This window comes from Burkholderia pyrrocinia, from assembly GCF_022809715.1.
GTDB lineage: Bacteria > Pseudomonadota > Gammaproteobacteria > Burkholderiales > Burkholderiaceae > Burkholderia > Burkholderia pyrrocinia_C.
This window is the reverse complement of sequence record NZ_CP094459.1, coordinates 3,382,579-3,399,953: the sequence shown is the minus strand read 5'-3', so window position 1 is coordinate 3,399,953 and position 17,375 is coordinate 3,382,579. Positions and strand designations below refer to the sequence as shown.

Annotated in this window: 12 protein-coding genes; 6 read left to right on the top strand and 6 right to left on the bottom strand. The window is 68.3% G+C overall.

Annotated features, from left to right (window positions below; translation table 11 throughout):
- Positions 1 to 9 precede the first annotated feature (9 nt).
- Complete coding sequence (locus tag MRS60_RS15705) at positions 10 to 972, top strand: ion channel (protein WP_175748989.1); 963 nt, start codon at positions 10 to 12, stop codon at positions 970 to 972.
- Between the two features lie 37 nt (positions 973 to 1,009).
- On the opposite strand, the gene MRS60_RS15700 is transcribed toward MRS60_RS15705, so the two are convergent.
- Positions 1,010 to 1,624, bottom strand: a complete 615-nt coding sequence (locus MRS60_RS15700; RefSeq protein WP_034179197.1) for a glutathione S-transferase family protein — start codon at positions 1,622 to 1,624, stop codon at positions 1,010 to 1,012.
- 432 nt (positions 1,625 to 2,056) lie between these two features.
- Here MRS60_RS15700 and MRS60_RS15695 point away from each other — a divergent pair, with 432 nt between their 5' ends.
- Positions 2,057 to 2,614, top strand: coding sequence for a sugar O-acetyltransferase (locus MRS60_RS15695; RefSeq protein WP_034179196.1), 558 nt, complete (start codon positions 2,057 to 2,059; stop codon positions 2,612 to 2,614).
- A gap of 1,829 nt (positions 2,615 to 4,443) precedes the next feature.
- Positions 4,444 to 8,016, top strand: coding sequence for an indolepyruvate ferredoxin oxidoreductase family protein (locus tag MRS60_RS15690; protein ID WP_243564964.1), 3,573 nt, complete (start codon positions 4,444 to 4,446; stop codon positions 8,014 to 8,016).
- A gap of 85 nt (positions 8,017 to 8,101) precedes the next feature.
- Here the strand turns inward: MRS60_RS15690 and MRS60_RS15685 are convergent, their stop codons facing one another.
- Positions 8,102 to 9,769 carry a Na+/H+ antiporter gene (locus MRS60_RS15685; protein WP_034179194.1) on the bottom strand — a complete coding sequence of 556 codons (1,668 nt, stop codon included), beginning with the start codon at positions 9,767 to 9,769 and terminating at the stop codon, positions 8,102 to 8,104.
- Between the two features lie 296 nt (positions 9,770 to 10,065).
- On the opposite strand from MRS60_RS15685, the gene MRS60_RS15680 reads away from it, so the two are divergent.
- The 3 genes from MRS60_RS15680 to MRS60_RS15670 all read left to right on the top strand — a co-directional run bounded on the left by MRS60_RS15680 (position 10,066) and on the right by MRS60_RS15670 (position 12,440).
- On the top strand, positions 10,066 to 11,352 hold the full coding sequence (locus MRS60_RS15680; RefSeq protein ID WP_034179193.1) for a sensor domain-containing phosphodiesterase: 1,287 nt from the start codon (positions 10,066 to 10,068) through the stop codon (positions 11,350 to 11,352).
- Between the two features lie 33 nt (positions 11,353 to 11,385).
- Positions 11,386 to 11,628 carry a hypothetical protein gene (locus MRS60_RS15675; RefSeq protein ID WP_243564963.1) on the top strand — a complete coding sequence of 81 codons (243 nt, stop codon included), beginning with the start codon at positions 11,386 to 11,388 and terminating at the stop codon, positions 11,626 to 11,628.
- A gap of 83 nt (positions 11,629 to 11,711) precedes the next feature.
- A complete protein-coding gene (locus MRS60_RS15670) occupies positions 11,712 to 12,440 on the top strand; it encodes a copper homeostasis protein CutC (RefSeq protein ID WP_034179192.1) in 729 nt (242 codons plus the stop codon).
- 23 nt (positions 12,441 to 12,463) lie between these two features.
- On the opposite strand, the gene MRS60_RS15665 is transcribed toward MRS60_RS15670, so the two are convergent.
- The 4 genes from MRS60_RS15665 to MRS60_RS15650 all read right to left on the bottom strand — a co-directional run bounded on the left by MRS60_RS15665 (position 12,464) and on the right by MRS60_RS15650 (position 17,372).
- Positions 12,464 to 13,819 (bottom strand): purine-cytosine permease family protein, encoded by a 1,356-nt coding sequence (locus MRS60_RS15665; protein WP_034179191.1) that lies wholly within the window; start codon positions 13,817 to 13,819, stop codon positions 12,464 to 12,466.
- Between the two features lie 238 nt (positions 13,820 to 14,057).
- Positions 14,058 to 15,053, bottom strand: a complete 996-nt coding sequence (locus MRS60_RS15660) for a biotin-dependent carboxyltransferase family protein (protein ID WP_175748986.1) — start codon at positions 15,051 to 15,053, stop codon at positions 14,058 to 14,060.
- Positions 15,043 to 15,918: a 5-oxoprolinase subunit B family protein gene (locus MRS60_RS15655; RefSeq protein ID WP_034179189.1), complete on the bottom strand. Its 876-nt coding sequence runs from the start codon at positions 15,916 to 15,918 to the stop codon at positions 15,043 to 15,045. The genes MRS60_RS15660 and MRS60_RS15655 overlap by 11 nt, the downstream gene beginning before the upstream one ends.
- Positions 15,915 to 17,372 carry an acetyl-CoA carboxylase biotin carboxylase subunit gene (locus MRS60_RS15650; RefSeq protein ID WP_243564962.1) on the bottom strand — a complete coding sequence of 486 codons (1,458 nt, stop codon included), beginning with the start codon at positions 17,370 to 17,372 and terminating at the stop codon, positions 15,915 to 15,917. The genes MRS60_RS15655 and MRS60_RS15650 overlap by 4 nt, the downstream gene beginning before the upstream one ends.
- Positions 17,373 to 17,375 lie beyond the last annotated feature (3 nt).

The following is a 17,375-nucleotide window of genomic DNA, read 5'->3' as shown; positions in this document are numbered from 1 at the left end:
CACCGCGCGATGAACGTCGATTCGTCCTCCCCCGCCTCCCGCGGCCGTGGCCGCAAGATCTGGTCGGGCACCCGCCCGGTGATCGCGTACGGGATGCCGCCGCTCGGTTGGCGCGACTTCTATCACCGCGCGCTGACGGTGAGCTGGCCCGTGTTTTTCCTGTCGCTCGCGGTGCTGTTCCTGCTGCTCAACGGCGGTTTCGCGATGCTCTACATGCTCGGCCACGCGCCGATCGCGAACCAGTCGCCGTCCGGGTTCGGCGGCGCGTTCTTCTTCAGCGTCGAGACGCTCGCGACCGTCGGCTACGGCGACATGCATCCGCAGACCACTTATGCGCACCTGGTCGCGACGTTCGAAATCTTCGTCGGGATGTCGAGCATCGCGCTGGCGACGGGGCTCGTGTTCGCGCGGTTTTCCCGGCCGCAGGCGAAGATCCTGTTCGCGCGCTATGCGATCGTGCGGCCGCTGAACGGCCGAATGACGCTGATGGTGCGCGCCGCGAACGCGCGCCAGAACGTGATTGCCGAGGCGCAGGCGAAATTGCGGCTGATGCGCGTCGAAGGCACGCACGAGGGCTACTCGCTGCGCAAGATCCACGACCTGCCGCTCGTGCGCAGCGAGCATCCGATCTTCCTGCTCGGCTGGAACCTGATGCACGTGATCGACGAATCGAGCGCGCTGTTCGGCGAGACGCCCGAATCGCTCGCCGCGCGCGACGCGTCGCTGCTGATCACGATCGAGGGCTCGGACGAGACGACCGCGCAGGTCATGCAGGCGCGTCACTCGTGGGCGCATGGGGAGATCCGCTGGCGTCATCGTTATGTCGACCTGATGCACGACGAAGACGGCATCACGCATATCGACTACACGCATTTTCACGACATAGTGCCGGTCGACGCCGACACCGACGAGCGCGGTTCGCCGGGCGTGGTGGTCGAAGCGGGCGCGGCGGCGCAGGGGCCGGCTGCGTAGGTGTGCTCGCGGGGCGGCGGGCGCCGCCCCGCATGCGTCACGCGTGCAGCAGACGCGCCGCTTCGCGTTGTTCGATCGCGACCGCGCGGCGGAACGCGTCGCGGTCCTCGGCTCGCGCGACGTAGTCGCCGAGCACGCCTTCGTGCGGCAGCAGATGCGCGTCGAACGCGATCTTCAGCGTGCTGGCGAGCAGCAGGTCGGCCGCGGTGAAGCGGTCGCCGACGAGCCAGGGGCTATGGGCGAGCGTCTGCGCGAGTGCGCGCTGCACGCGCGTGATGTTGCCCCAGCCGAACGCGACCGGATTACCCGATGCGCCCGTGAACTTCTCGGCCATCGCCGGTTCGAGGCAGGTCGGCGTGAAGAACATCCATTGCAGGAAACGGCCGCGCAGCGGATCGTCGGGTGCGATGCCGAGCCCGGCGCCCGGGCAACGGTCGGCGAGATAGAGCAGCACGGCGCCTGATTCGGCGAACGGCGCGCTACCGTCGTCGAGCGCGGGCAGCTTGGCCATCGGGTTGACCTGCACGAACGCGTCGCTGCCCTGTTCGTGCGAGCGCAGGTCGATCGGCACGAGTTCGTATACCACGCCGATTTCCTCCAGCATCCACAACGCCCGGAATGCCCGGGTCTTCGGCCAGTAGTAGAGCTTCATCGCGCCTCCGCGTTTGGGTGCAGGCAGGGTCCGGTGGATGCTCAAGCGTACCCGAGCGCAGGAGGTTCGGACAGGGGCGCCCGGCTAGGGGCGCCCGGCTAAGGGTGGCCGGCTGGGGGCGCCCGACCAGGGGCGGCCCGCTGAGCGTGTCTCATCCGGTGTGTTGTGTCGGATATGAATCGGGTGGAAGGCCGGTGCTACAAGGATTCTTCGAATAACTAGTTATATTGAAACTAGTTATGAATAACGTCGAAAAATCCCGGTGTAAGCCTGCGTCACTACAATGCACCGCCTCTCCCGCTGCACTCGTGCACATGGCAGTGCAGGCATTCATCCGTGATCGCGACGCTTCGCGCAACGCGGGAATCTTCAACCCGGCGCCGCTGCCGCGCGCCCACCGCCGGTTCGACCGCGCATGGAGACAAGCAACGAATGGCAAACGACGATCGCACCACGATCATTCCGCGAAGAACGCCGGAATCGGCGGCCATGGTGGCCGAGGTCAAGCGAGCGATGGCGATCACCGCGCGGCTCAACCGTCTGACGTTCGACGATGCGGCAGACGTTCGAACGTTGTTCAGCGAACTGATCGGCGCGCAGGTGGACGACGGCTTCGTGCTGATCCCGCCGTTCCATGCGACGGGCGGCACTGGCATGAAGATCGGGCGCAACGTGTTCGTCAACCAGAACTGCACGTTCTACGATCTGGGCGGGCTCGAGATCGGCGACGACGTGATGATCGGGCCGAACGTCAGCCTCATCACGTCCGGCCATCCGGTCGAACCTTCCCGGCGGCGCGACTTCGTCGTCGCGAAGCCGATCGCGATCGAACGGAACGTGTGGATCGGCGCGGGTGCGACGATCATCGGCGGCGTGACGGTGGGCGAGCATTCGGTCGTCGCGGCCGGGGCCGTCGTGACCAGGGACGTTCCGCCGAATACGCTGGTTGGCGGCAATCCGGCAACGGTCATCCGTTCGATTGCCGAGTGAGGTTGTCCGGAGTGCGTGTCGGCTTGAGTCAGCGCAATGGGCCGGATGTGGACAACTCACGCCCAAGGCGACTCGAAACGCTGTGCATTTGAATGGTGAGGGTGCCGCCGAGGCTGTCTGGACAAGGCTTTCCGGCTATTTCCCGAATGCTGCGCGTCGATGCGCAGACCGCTTCCGCCGATGTGCCGATGCCCGTTCCTTCGCGCGATCCGTTGTGGATATCCGCGCACCGAAACGACTCGCAGCCCTGTGCATTTCACCGGTGAGGATGACCGGATACCGCGTAATGCAGGAAGAGGGGTGTGGATAACCGACCCGCGGTACGACGCGAAATGCTGTGAAATTCAGCGGTGAGTGTCGGCGCCTGATCGCGCGACGCGCCTGTTCCGGCGCGGCTTCCCGAACCTTGGTGTGATTCGGAGCGCCGCGCATTCTAGCCGAACGCGCGAATGCGTGACCGAACCGCGAATGTGTCCCGGGCTGGATATCCGGTTCCGGAAGTTACTCGACGGGCCGTGCATTCTAACGGTGAGAGTGGGTGTGTGGTCCGGCAACGAGCAGATTTCATTGCGCGTCTCAACCTTCTCGAGCGACTCGAAGCGCTGTGTAATTCAATGGTGAGCGTGAGTGCGCTATCGGCGGACAGCCGGTCAAGACGCGGCCGTTCGGCCGACAGCGCCGTCTGAATCGCCGCGCATTTCAGGCTCGAGAGCGAGCACGCTATCGAGGGCAACGCGGATTCTCGTGTGGATATCCGGCCAACCAAACGACTCGCGGCACTGTGTATTTCGAAGGTGAGCGTCGACGCCCGATCGGACAGCGTGCCGATGCCGGCGTGGACTTCCGGTCGTCGTGGTCCTTGGAAACGCACTTTCATGGCTGATCAAAGGATTCGCGTCCATGTGGATATCCGCCTCTCCGGGCCACTCGAAGCGCTGTGATTTTCGACGGTGAGGGTGTGTGCGAGATCGGACGGCAGTGCAGGTCCGGGCGGTGGACAACCACCACCGCAGCCACTCGAAGCGCTGTGATTCTCAGCGGTGAGGGTGCGTGCGAGACCGGACGACAGAGGCAGTTCGGGCGGTGGACAACCACCGCCACAGCCACTCGAAGCGCTGTGGTTTTCAACGGTGAGCGCGACCCCACGACTGCGCAGCATGTCTGTTCCGGCGTCGATATCGGGCGAACGAACCCACTCGCGCTCCTGTGTATTCGATCGGTGAGGGCGAACCGCGGATCGACGAAACGAGCCTTTCCCGATGTGGATATCCACCGCCGAAACTCACTCGCCGCGCTGTGAATTTTTACGGTGAGCATCGGCGCCCGAGCGAAACGGATACCGATCACGGATGCGGACATCCCGTCCCCAACGCCACTCGAAACGCTGTGCAATCGAACGGTGAGCGCGCGAACCCGATCGGCCGAAGGGCGCAGCATTGTGGACATCCCGCGCCCCGACCAATCGGAATGCTGTGCATTTCAATGGTGAGGGTGACCGCCTCCGACAGCTGAAACCCTTATCACACGAGGCGTGAGCGCCCGCCGCCGCGCCGGCCGATTGCCTTCGGGCCGCACCGGTTGTTCCACCAAACCACCCGACCGTCCCGACCCCCCACCCATCCCGCTCCACCATCGCGCGCGAAAACTCTCTCAAATCCCGATAAAAAGCTGCGCAGTTTTTCTCGCTGCGGGCCCGCCCGAGCAAGAAGAGAAAAAACATTCTCGTCTGCGCGCGAAAAAATAGAGCCATTCGCTGGCGCCGATCACGCGTCGTCCGACGCCCCGCCGCGCAGCCCAGAACAGCACAGCACAATCAGGAGACTTCCCCCATGACCGCCCGCTTGCCCGTCGACGGCCCGCCCGCCCTGTCCGACTACCGCCTGACCGACAACCTGACCGCGACGCGCGGCCGGATCTTCCTGACCGGCACGCAGGCGCTGGTCCGCCTGCTGCTGATGCAGCGCACGGTCGACACCGAACAGGGGCTCAACACGGCCGGCTTCGTCAGCGGCTACCGCGGCTCGCCGCTCGGCATGGTCGATCAGCAGTTGTGGAAAGCGCAGAAACTACTCGACGGCAGCGGCGTGCGCTTCCTGCCCGCGATCAACGAGGAACTCGGCGGCACGGCCGTGCTCGGCACGCAGCGCGTCGAGGCCGATCCCGAGCGCACGGTCGAGGGCGTGTATGCGATGTGGTACGGCAAGGGCCCGGGCGTCGATCGCGCCGGCGACGCGCTGAAGCACGGCAATGCGTACGGTTCGTCTCCGCACGGCGGCGTGCTCGTCGTCGCGGGCGACGACCACGGCTGCGTATCGTCGTCGATGCCGCACCAGAGCGACTTCGCGATGATCGCGTGGCACATGCCGGTCGTGAACCCGGCGAACATCGCCGACATGCTCGAATTCGGCCTGTACGGCTGGGCGCTGTCGCGCTACTCGGGCGCCTGGGTCGGCTTCAAGGCGATCTCGGAAACGGTCGAGTCGGGCTCGACCGTCGACCTCGACGGGCTGCAGACGCAGTGGCCGGCGCCGACCGGCTTCACGCCGCCGGCGGGCGGCCTGCACAACCGCTGGCCCGACCTGCCGAGCCTCACGATCGAGGCACGTCTCGCCGCGAAGCTCGACGCGGTGCGCCATTTCGCGCGCACCAACAGCATCGACAAGTGGATCGCGCCGAGCGCGCAGGCGAACGTCGGCATCGTCACCTGCGGCAAGGCGCATCTCGACCTGATGGAAGCGCTGCGCCGTCTCGACCTGACGGTGGCCGACCTCGACGCGGCCGGCGTGCGGATCTACAAGGTCGGCCTGTCGTATCCGCTCGAGATGACGCGCATCGAGACCTTCGTCGACGGGCTCGCCGAAGTGCTCGTGATCGAGGAGAAAGGCCCGGTCATCGAGCAGCAGATCAAGGATTACCTGTACAACCGCACGGAAGGCGCGCGTCCGCGCGTGCTCGGCAAGCACGACGCTGCCGGCGCCTGCCTGCTGTCCGAGCTCGGCGAGCTGCGCCCGTCGCGCATCCTGCCGGTGTTCGCCGAATGGCTCGCGCGGCACAAGCCGGCGCTCGACCGCCGCGAACGCGTCGTCGATCTCGTCGCGCCGCAGATCCTGTCGAACGAGGCCGACGCGGTGAAGCGCACGCCGTACTTCTGCTCGGGCTGCCCACACAACACGTCGACGAAGGTGCCGGAAGGCTCGATCGCGCAGGCCGGCATCGGCTGTCACTTCATGGCGTCGTGGATGGAGCGCGACACGACGGGGCTGATCCAGATGGGCGGCGAGGGCGTCGACTGGGCCGCGCACGCGATGTTCACCAACACGAAGCACGTGTTCCAGAACCTCGGCGACGGCACCTACTTCCACTCGGGCATCCTCGCGATCCGCCAGGCGGTCGCCGCGAAAGCGAACATCACGTACAAGATCCTCTACAACGACGCGGTCGCGATGACGGGCGGCCAGCCGGTCGACGGCAGCATCTCGGTGCCGCAGATCGCGCGGCAGGTCGAGGCGGAAGGCGTGTCGCGCTTCGTCGTCGTGTCCGACGAACCGGAGAAGTACGACGGCCATCACGGGCTGTTCCCGAAGGGCACGACGTTCCATCACCGCAGCGAGCTCGACACGGTGCAGCGCGAGTTGCGCGAGACGCCGGGCGTCACCGTGCTGATCTACGACCAGACCTGCGCGGCCGAGAAGCGCCGCCGCCGCAAGAAGGGCGAATTCCCCGACCCGGACAAGCACCTGTTCATCAACGAAGCAGTGTGCGAAGGCTGCGGCGACTGCGGCGTGCAGTCGAACTGCCTGTCGGTCGAGCCGCTCGAGACGCCGCTCGGTCGCAAGCGCCGCATCGACCAGTCGTCGTGCAACAAGGACTATTCGTGCGTGAACGGCTTCTGCCCGAGCTTCGTGACGGTCGAAGGCGCGGCGCTGAAGAAGGCCGCGGGTGCCGCGTTCGACGAAGCGGCGCTCGCCGTGCGTGTCGACGCGCTGCCGGTGCCGGCGACGCATCTCGATGCGGCGCCGTTCGACATGCTCGTGACGGGCGTCGGCGGCACGGGCGTCGTGACGGTCGGCGCGCTGATCAGCATGGCCGCTCACCTCGAAGGCAAGAGCGCATCGGTGCTCGACTTCATGGGCTTCGCGCAGAAGGGCGGCTCGGTGCTGTCGTTCGTGCGGATCGCCGCGAGCGACCGATGGCTGAACCAGGTGCGCATCGACACGCAGCAGGCCGACGTGCTGCTCGCGTGCGACATGGTCGTCGGCGCGAGTGCCGAAGCGCTGCAGACGGTGCGTCACGAGCGTTCGCGGATCGTCGTCAACACGCACCGGATTCCGAACGCGTCGTTCGTGCAGAACCCCGACGCGAACCTGCACGCTGACGCGCTGCTCGAGAAGATGCGTCACGCGGCCGGCGACGGCTACCTGTCGAGCTGCGATGCGCAGGCGCTCGCCGCGAAATTCCTCGGCGACTCGATCGGCGCGAACATCCTGATGCTCGGCTACGCGTGGCAGCTCGGCCTCGTGCCGGTGTCGCTCGCCGCGATGATGCGCGCGATCGAGCTGAACAACGTCGCGGTGCCGATGAACAAGCTCGCGTTCTCGATCGGCCGGATGGCGGCCGGCGATGCGGAGGGCCTCGATGCGCTGTGGAACGCGCGTCATGCGGTGGCTGCGCACGCCGCGCCGGAAACGCTCGCCGAACTGATCGCCGATCGCGAAGCGCGTCTCGACGCGTACGGCGGCGCGCGCTACGTCGAGCGCTACCGGGCGCTCGTGAACGCGGCGGCCGCGAAGGGCGACGACGCGTTGACGCGCGCGGTCGCGACGACGTTCTACCGGTTGCTCGCGGTAAAGGACGAATACGAGGTCGCGCGGCTCTACGCGGACGATGCATTCCGCACGGCGCTCGAAGCGCAGTTCGAAGGCGTGCCGGGGCAGGCCTATCGCGTGAAGTTCAACCTTGCGCCGCCGACGGTCGCAAAGGCCGGCAGCGACGGCAGCGTGCCGAAGAAGCGCGTGTTCGGCCAGTGGATGTGGCCGGTGTTCGGCATGCTGGCGCGCGTGCGCAGTCTGCGCGGCACGTGGCTCGATCCGTTCGGCCGCACCGTCGAGCGCAGGATGGAACGCGCGCTCGCCGACGACTACGAGACGACGCTCGCCCGAGCGCTCGCCGCGACGACGGCCGGCAATGCGGCGCAGGTCGCGCAGCTGGCCGACCTGCACGCCCGCGTGCGTGGCTTCGGTCACGTGAAGGTGCGCAACCTGGCCGGCGTGAAGCGCGCGGAGCGCGAGCTCGCGCTGCAGCTCGGCATCGACGCGGCGACGAGCGCGGCCGTGCAGCACGCGCTCGACGAGATGAAGGGCGCGGGCATGCTGAAGGGGATTCCGGTCGTCGTCGCGAAGTAACGCGAACGCGGACGGATGTGAAAACGGCGACGCATCGGCGTCGCCGTTTTTTATGGGCGGTTGCTTCCGGGCATCGAACGGCCCGTCAGAGAATGCCTTTCTTGCGCGTCGACAGCGCGGTTTCCGACAGGTCGATCTCGCGGATCAGCTTCGTCAGCGTCTCGTCGGAAATCTTGCTCTCGCTGCGAAGCCGGTACAGCACCGAGCGTTCCGCGCGCACGGCCGCGATCCGCATCTGCAGCTCCATCGTCTCGGACTGCTTCGCTTCCGCGCGCGGCGTGGGGCCGTCCTCGGCAAGCGCGGTGAGCCGGCGGCGATACTGGTCCATCACACGCGCCGAGATGTCCGCGCAGCGCGCGGCGCCCGATTCGTCGAGATCGGCCGAGATCGCGTCGTGCGACGAGTCGATCGCGCGGATCGCGGCCTGCGCGGCGGCTGCGCGCGCGGCGCGCTCCTCGTCGGCGAGCGGGTTGCGCGACGAGCGCACGCCGCGCAGCAGCAGCGGCAGGCCGATCACCGCGACGACGAGCGAGCCGAGGATCACGGCCGACGCGACGAAGATCGCGGTGTCGCGCCCCGGCAGCGGCGCGCCGTCGGCGAGTGCGACCGGGATCGACAGCACGCCGGCGAGCGTGACCGCGCCGCGCACGCCGCCGACCGTCATCACCGCGATCGTGCGCACGCCGGCCATCGTGCCGGCGAGGCCCTGGCGCGCCGCGCGGCGGCTCGCGATCCAGCGCAGCAGCCAGACCCACAGGAAGCGGATCGCATACAGCGCGAGCATCATCGCGCACACGTTGAAGATCATCCGGCCGACCAGCGCGTCGCTCGTATGGTGCGCGTCGACGAGCGCGCGGCCGATGATGTGCGGCAACTGCAGCCCGAGCATGATGAACACCATGCCGTTGAACACGAACTCGATCATCGCCCACGTGCTTTCGGCGCGCACGCGCGACGCGACGGTGCTTTTGCGCGAGAAGCTCGTGTAATTCATCATCATCCCGGCCGACACGGCCGCGAGCACGCCCGACAGGTCGAGATGCTCGGCGAACAGGTAGGCCGCGAACGGCACGAGCAGCGTCATCACGATGCCGGGGGCCGGGTCGCCTTCCTGCTCGGCGTTCAGGAAGCGCGTCGACAGCGCGCTGAACACCCACGACACGATCGCGCCCGTCGCGAGCCCGCCGGCGGCGACGATCACGAACGTGACCGACGCGGCGCGCAGCGAGAACACGCCGGTCAGCGCGGCCGCGATCGCGAACTTCAGCGCGACGAGGCCCGACGCGTCGTTCATCAGCGCCTCGCCTTCGAGGATGTGCATCAGTTGCGGCGGGATTCTGCCGCGGCCGGCGATGCCCGACAGCGCGACCGCGTCGGTCGGCGACAGCACGGCCGCGAGCGCGAACGCGATCGGCAGCGGCAACTCGGGAATCAGCCAATGCGCGAAGTAGCCCACTGCGAGTACCGTCATGAACACGAGCCCGAATGCGAGCATCAGGATCGCGCGGCGCTGCAGGTACAGCTCGCGTTTCGGAATTCGCCAGCCGTCCGCGAACAGCAGCGGCGGAATGAACAGCAGCATGAAGATTTCGGGATCGAACGTGACGTGCAGGTTGAACTTCGGCCACGCGAGGATCGCGCCGAATGCGATCTGCATCAGCGGCAGCGGCAGTTGCAATGGCAGGTTGCGCGTGACGGCGCCGGACAGTGCGACGGTCAGCAGCAGGATCAGGACGGTGAAGACGATTTCCATCGATACGGCGAATGCGGGGAATGAAACGATCGTACGGAGTGTAGCGTGCCGCAATGACGGCTGCGCTCGAGCGGCCGGTGCGTGCGCACGGAAATGGTGCGTCGGACGCGCGCCACGCTGGTGCGGCAGCCCCGCGCACCCGCGCGGCGTATGGGTTGTTCGCCCCTTGCACGGAGCTTGCTTGATGCTGGGCAGCCGTCCGGCACCGACCGGACAACCGAGGGTCCAACCAAGACATTGCACGCGCCGTCCGTTTCGTCGGTCGGCGCGTTCGAGTGCTTCACCAGGAGGAAGGCATGACGATCGTGCAACAGGAGCGTCCGGCCGCCGCGTCGCCGTACCGTTTCGAGCGGGAGATGAGCTCCGGCCTCGAGCGTCTGGCGACGCAGCATCGCGACCTGACGCTCACGACCGTGTTCCAGCCGATATTCAGCCTGTCGCACCAGCGTGCGGTCGGCTACGAGGCGCTGTTGCGCGCGCACGATGCGCTCGACCGCCCCGTGTCGCCGCTCGACGTGTTCGGCGAAGCCGCGCGCCAGGGCGAATTGCTGCAGCTCGACCGGCTCGCGCAGGCGCTGCATCTCGAGAACTTCGCGCTGTTCGGCGCCGAGCGCGAGTGGCTGTTTCTCAACGTCCATCCGGGCGTGCTCACCGACCCGTTCCAGGCGGCCGCGCTGCTCGCGAACCTGAAGCGGCTCGGCATGCCGCCGCGCCGCGTCGTGCTCGAAGTGCTCGAACAGCGCGCGGATGACGTCGAGCGGCTCGCCGAGGCCGTGCGCGAATTCCGCACGCACGGCTTCCTGATCGCGCTCGACGATTTCGGCGCCGGCCACTCGAACCTCGAGCGGATCTGGCAACTGAACCCGGACATCGTGAAGCTCGACCGCATCATGCTGTCTCACGCGGCGCACCGCACGGGGCTCACCGCGATCCTGCACGGGCTGGTGACGCTGCTGCACGAGGCCGGCAAGCTCGTGCTCGTCGAAGGGATCGAGACCGAGCACGAGGCGCAGATCGCACTGTCGTGCGAGGCCGATTTCGTGCAGGGCTACTACTTCGGCCGCCCGGCGCCGGGGCTGCCCGACAGCGCGGCCGCGACGGCCTGCATCGGCGAGTTGACCGAGCGCTTTCGTCAGCAGACCGAAGCGCGCGAGCGGCGCGACGCGCAGCGAATCGCGCCGTACCTGCGCGCGTTCGAGCGCGCGGCCGAGCGTCTCGCGGCCGGCGAGACGCTCGACGAGGTGTGCTGGAACTTCCTCGCGCTCGATGCCGCCGCGCGCTGCTTCCTGCTCGACGCGCAGGGCCGGCAGTCGGGCCGCAACGTCGTGCTGCGCGCCGATCGCGCGCTGAGCGAGGCGCGCTTCTCGCCGCTGGCGGACGCGCAGGGCGCGAACTGGCTGCGCCGGCCGTATTTCCGCTCGGCGATTGCCGAGCCGGGGCGCGTGCAGGTCACGCGGCCGTACCTGTCGATCAACGAGGCGCAGCCGTGCGTGACGCTGTCGGTGGCCGTACGCGTCGGCGATGCGCAGCGCGTGCTGTGCGGCGATATCGACTGGGTCGACGACGAGGCGGACGCCGGCTAGCGCAGCGTGCACTTACTGCATGTGGCGGTTGCATTGACCCGATGCGCCGGCGCGGGCCGGCCGCGTGCGCGGGGCGCAGGCATCGCGCTGCTCGTCGCGACCGCGGCCACCGCGCTCGGGATGATGGGCTGGGCGTCGCTGTTGCTGGCGCCGGGGATCGTAGACGTGATGCAGCAGGGCGTGGACGTGAACGCGCGGATGTTCCGGTTCGCGCCCGGTGCCGTGGTGACGGCGTTGTCCGCGCTGGCCGGCGTCTGGCTCGTGCGGCGCGGCTGATACGCGCGGCGGCCGGCCCGCTGGCGCCCGTCGCGCCGCTCGGCTAGGATGCGCGAATTGTCCTGACGAATCGCGAGCCGCCGATGAACCGAAACGCTGCTTCCTCCGTCCTCCTCGAAGTGATCGCCACGACCGTCGGCGATGCGAAGGCCGCGGCCCGCGCGGGCGCCGACCGCCTCGAACTCGTGACCGCGATCACCGAAGGCGGGCTGACGCCGAGCGTCGGCCTGATCGAGGCCGTCGTGGCCGCCGTGCCGATTCCCGTCAATGTGATCGTGCGTCCGCACAGCCGGTCGTTCGTCTACGACGCCGACGATCTGCGCGTGATCGAACGCGACGTGCGCGCGGCCGTTGCGGCCGGCGCGAACGGCGTCGTGTTCGGCGCGCTCGACGCGCGCGGCGACGTCGATCTCGGCGCCCTGGCGCGCATCGCCGCCGCCGCGGATGGCCGCGCGCTGACGTTCCACCGCGCGTTCGACGTGTCGCGCGACCTCAACGCCGCGTTCGATGCGCTGCTGCGCGTGCCGGCCGTCACGTCGGTGCTGACGTCGGGCGGCCATCCGTCGGTGCTCGACGCGGCCGCGACGATTTCGCGGATGGTGCGGCAGGCCGAAGGATCGACGTGCACGGTGCTCGCCGGCTCGGGGCTCACCGTCGATGCGGTCGGCGATTTCGTCCGGGCCACCGGCGTGCGCGCGGTGCATTTCGGCTCGGGCGTGCGGCCGCGCGGCGAGGTGCTGGCACCCGTCGACGCACAGCTCGTCGAGCGGGTGCGCGCGGCGCTCGACGGCGCGGCGTCGCATATCGGGTAATACGCCGCGGCGCGCGTGCGCCGTCACGTATTGCGCACGAACCAGGTTCGTTTCGCGGTGCCCAGCAACGCGCGATAGACCGCCCACGACACGACGAAAGTCGCGGGTGCCGACAGCGACGCGGCAAACCCGGTTGCCTGGTTCAGCGCGAGTCCCGCGAACGCGCCGGCGAACCATGCGGCCAGCCCGCCCGGGTTGAACGTCGGCACATGCGCGTCGCGGCATTCGACGTCGGCACCGACGAGCTGCCCGTAACGCGCCGACAGGATATGCGCGAGCGCGACACCGACCCACGCGACGACGAAGATGCCCTGGTACGCGAGCGCCTGCAGGATCCGCGAGAAGATGTCGGCCATCATCAGCGCATAGACGACCGCGCCGACCACGAGCGCCCACACGAATTTCGGCGCGCGCAGGCCGGCCGCTTTCAGGAAGAACGCCTGCATGTTGACCGTCGCGAGATAGTAGTTCGCGGTGTTGATGCGCGATTGCGTGACCCACACGAACAGCAGCCCCCACAGCCCCATCAGCTTCAGCAGCGCGAGCACGACCGACACTTCGGACAGCGTGCCGAGCCCCGGAATCGTGCTGACGAGATAGATGCCGGCCGCGCCGTTGACGAGGAACGTGACGAGATAGAACGGCATCCCGAAGTTGAAGCGACCGTGATAGCCCGCGTCTTCCTTGCGCCCGAAACGCGCATAGTCGAACGTGAACATCATCAGCACCCACACGCCCATGTAGTAGACGAAGCAGTGCCACCAGCCGCCGGCCGGCGTCGCGCCCGTCGGGCCGAAGTCGAGCCACGCGGCGTTGTAGCCGTACTCGGCCGTCGCGAGCCCGACTGCCGCGAGCAGCCCGAACAGGTAGAACGGCAGCAGCACGCCGTTGAACTTGTCGAGCCAGTGCTGCACGCTGCCGAACACGAGCGGCACGCTGTAGCAGACGACGATCAGCGCCGCCCACTTGTAGTCGAGCGCCGGAAACTGATGATGCGCGGCGACCGCGATCACCGAGCCTTCGAACACCGCGTAGTAGATCGCCGTCGCGAAGAAGATCAGCGTCGCGAGCGCCGCGCCCGCGCTGCCGAACAGCACGCGCGAGAACAGCGCGACCGACAGGCCGGTGCGGATCGCATAGCGGCTGATGATCGAATTGACGATGCCGTACGACACCACCGACAGCGCCATCCCGATCAGCGCGTTGCGCGCGCCGTAGGTGAGCGCGAGCGTTGCGCCGACGACGATGTAGAACACGGCGCTGCACACGGCCCACCACGCCATCGTCAGCGAAAAGGGCGGCATGCGCGCGTGATCGGGAATGGCGAGCGTCGACAGGTCGAGATCCTCGTCGGTGCGTGCCTGAGCCAGGTTGGCCATGATCGTGCTCCTCGATGAGCAAAACTGCGAACGACGTCTCGGCCGCGGCACATGCGATCCGCAGGGTTGCCCCGACGTCGGGCGGGCAACCGGTCCGGCAGAAAAAACGCGCAGGCGTCCCCGCCGCGCGGCGCGTGGCCGCGCGGGCGGGAAACGGACAGCGAAGAGCGGAAAGCGCGAAGCGGAGGCGGCGGGCGGCCGCACACGGCGCCCGGCGCGGCGGCCGGGCGTGCGGCGCTCAGTCCCGCAGCACGGCGCGCAGCAGCGCGAGGCGCCGCTGGTACTCGCGGCGCGCCGCGAGCGCTTCGGCCATCGTCACGCGCACGAAGCGCGCACGGTGGTTCGGCTGCATCTGGCCGATCAGGTCCATGTCGGCGCTGATGACCGTGCCGATCGTCGCGTAGCCGCCGCCCGACACCGCATCGCGATGCAGGATGATCGGCTCGAGCCCGGCCGGCACCTGGATCGAGCCGATCGGGTAGCACGCGTCGACGATGTTCGACGGATCGGCGCCCGCGCCGAACGGCTGCTCGCGCGGCCGGAACTGCAGCGGACGGCCGTTCTTGTAGCGGTAGCCGATGCGATCCGCTTCGGGCGCGACGGTCCATTCGTCATCGAAGAACGTCTGCGCCGATGCGTCGGTGAGCCGGTAGTGGTACAGGCCCGGCAGCACGCGCAGCTCGACCTGGCTGTCGAGCGGCCGGCTCACGGAAGCCGGCAGTTCGAGCCCTTCGCGGTGCGTGCCGCACGCGGCGCCGATCGGCAGCCGGTCGCCTTTCTGCAGACGCCGGCCCGCATGGCCGCCGATCGCGCCGAGCGCGTACGTCGAGCGGCTGCCGAGCACGACCGGCACGTCGATGCCGCCCGCGACGGCCAGGTACGCCCGCGCGCCGCCCTTCACGTAGTGGAACGACAGCACGCTGCCGGCGCGGATTCGCAGCGCGACGTTGCAGCGCTGCCCGACGCCATCGATCTTCGGCGTCATCTCGGCACCCGTGACGGCGATCAGCGCGTCGACGTGGAACATCAGCTCTGGGCCGAGCAGCGTGCATTCGAGCACGGCCGCCTGTTCGGGGTTGCCGACCAGCAGGTTCGCCGCGCGCGATGCGTACTGGTCGAGCGAACCCGACGGCGGAATGCCGACGTGGTAGTAGCCTTGCCGGCCCGTGTCCTGGACCGATGTCGCGAGGCCGGGTTTCACGACCTCGATCACGTTGTGCGCGTCAGCTTGCATGCAGCACCTCGACGAGAGAGCGGTTATACGCGTCGGGATCGCGCAGGAATGCGTCGAGCGAGAATTTCACGGGACGCACGCGCAGGGAGAAGGTGCCGGCTTCGACGGCCGCGACGGCGGCGTCGTACGCAGCGCGGTCGATCGGCGTGAACTTCACGATGTCGCCGGGCCGGAAGAACACCATGAAGTCGCGCAGGTAGTCGAGCCGCTGCGCGGGATCGAAGATCGGCGCCGGCGTCACGCCGAACATCTGGTAGCCGCCCGCGCCGCGCACCGAATAGATGCAGCCGAAACAGCCGCCGTGGCCGACGGTGAGCTTCGGCGTGTCGGTGCGCGGGCGCAGGTATTTCGGCACTTCGAGCTGGCGCGCGCGCTCGACCATCTGGTACATGAACGGCAGGCCCGCGACGAAGCCGACCATCGACACGAACCACGGCGAGCCCGAGTGCGCGGCGATGAATTCGTCGACGCTTCGCTTGCCGTTGATGCGTGCCGCGTATTCGAGATCGGTCGACGACGGATCCTGGTGGCGCTCGCGAAACCGCATCAGCGTTTCATGCGTCCACGGGTCGTTGTAGAGCACGGGTATCTCGACGATGCGCGTGTCGAGTTCGAGCGACGCTTCGCCGACGTCGGCCTCGACCGTCTTCAGCAGCGCGACGAGCGCGTCGGGATCGATCACGTCCGGGTCGTAGCGCACCTGGTACGACGCGTTCGCCGGACAGATTTCGGTGATGCCCGGCACCGCGCGCCGCTGCAACTCGCGCGTGATCGCCGTGCCCTTGAAGAACGCGTCGAGCGACATGGCTTCGCCGATTTCGACGAACACGAACTCGTCGCCGCCGAACGTATAACGAGTCGTCACAGGGCCTCCCCGACGCGCGCGGCGTCCTCGGTTGCTTGCTCGCGCGCAGCGGCTGTCGCGGCTTCGCGCCACTGCGGCATCCACGCTTCGAGAAAATTCGTGTGGTAGCGCCCGGCGCGCACGTCGTCGTCCGCGAGCAGCGCGACGTGCAGCGGTGCGGTGGTCTTCACGCCGCCGACGTGCAGTTCGCCGAGCGCGCGCGCGAGCCGTTGCAGCGCGGCCGCGCGGCTCTCGTCGTGCACGATCAGCTTCGCGAGCAGCGAATCGTAGAACGGCGGCACGACGTAGCCCGGATAGAGCAGCGAATCGATGCGCACGCCGGGGCCGGTCGGCCACACGAGTGCATCGATCCGGCCGGGATTCGGGCGGAAATCCTGCAGCGGATCTTCCGCGTTGATCCGGCATTCGAGCGCCGCGCCGCGCATCGCGATGTCCTGCTGCGCGAAGCGCAGCGGTTCGCCGTCGGCGATGCGCAGCGTCTCGCGCACGAGATCGATGCCGGTGATCGCCTCGGTCACCGGATGCTCGACCTGAATGCGCGTGTTCATCTCGATGAAGTAGAACTCGCCGCGCGTTTCGTCGAACAGGTATTCGAGCGTGCCCGCGCTGCGATAGCCGACCTCGCGTGCGAGGCGCGTCGCCGATGCGCACAGCGCGTCGCGCTGCGCCGGTGCGAGCGACGGCGACGGCGCTTCCTCGAGGATCTTCTGGCGGCGGCGCTGCAGCGAGCATTCGCGCTCGAACAGATGGACGACGTCGCGCCCGTCGCCGAGCACCTGCACCTCGATATGCCGGGCGCGCGCGATGAAGCGTTCGAGATAGACGCCGCCGTCGCCGAACGCGGCCTGCGCCTCGCGCTGCGCGAGCGGCAGTTCGGCGTCGAGCTGCGCGGCGTCGTGCGCGACGCGGATGCCGCGCCCGCCGCCGCCCGCGGCCGCCTTGATCATGATCGGGTAGCCGATGCGCGCGGCGACTTCCCGCGCGTCGTCGAGCGACTGCACGACGCCGTCGCTGCCGGGCACCGTCGGCACGTTTGCGCGCCGCGCGGTGTCGCGGGCGCGCGCCTTGTCGCCCATCGTCGCGATCACCTGCGAGGCCGGGCCGACGAAGATCAGGCCGGCCGCCTCGACCTGCGCCGCGAATGCGGCGTTCTCGGACAGGAAGCCGTAGCCCGGATGGATCGCGTCCGCGCCGCATTGCCGCGCGGCGTCGAGGATCGCGGCGGGATTCAGGTAGCTCTTCACCGCATGCGACGAGCCGATGTGGATCGCTTCGTCGGCCATGCGCGCGGCGAGGCTGTCGCGATCCGCGTCGCTGACCACGGCCACCGCGCGCATGCCGAGCTCGCGCGCCGCGCGTATCACGCGCACCGCGATTTCGCCGCGGTTCGCGACCAGTACGGTACGAATTCGCGACGGGCGATAGAACGCGCCGGAGGAGGTTGCCGGATTCATCGC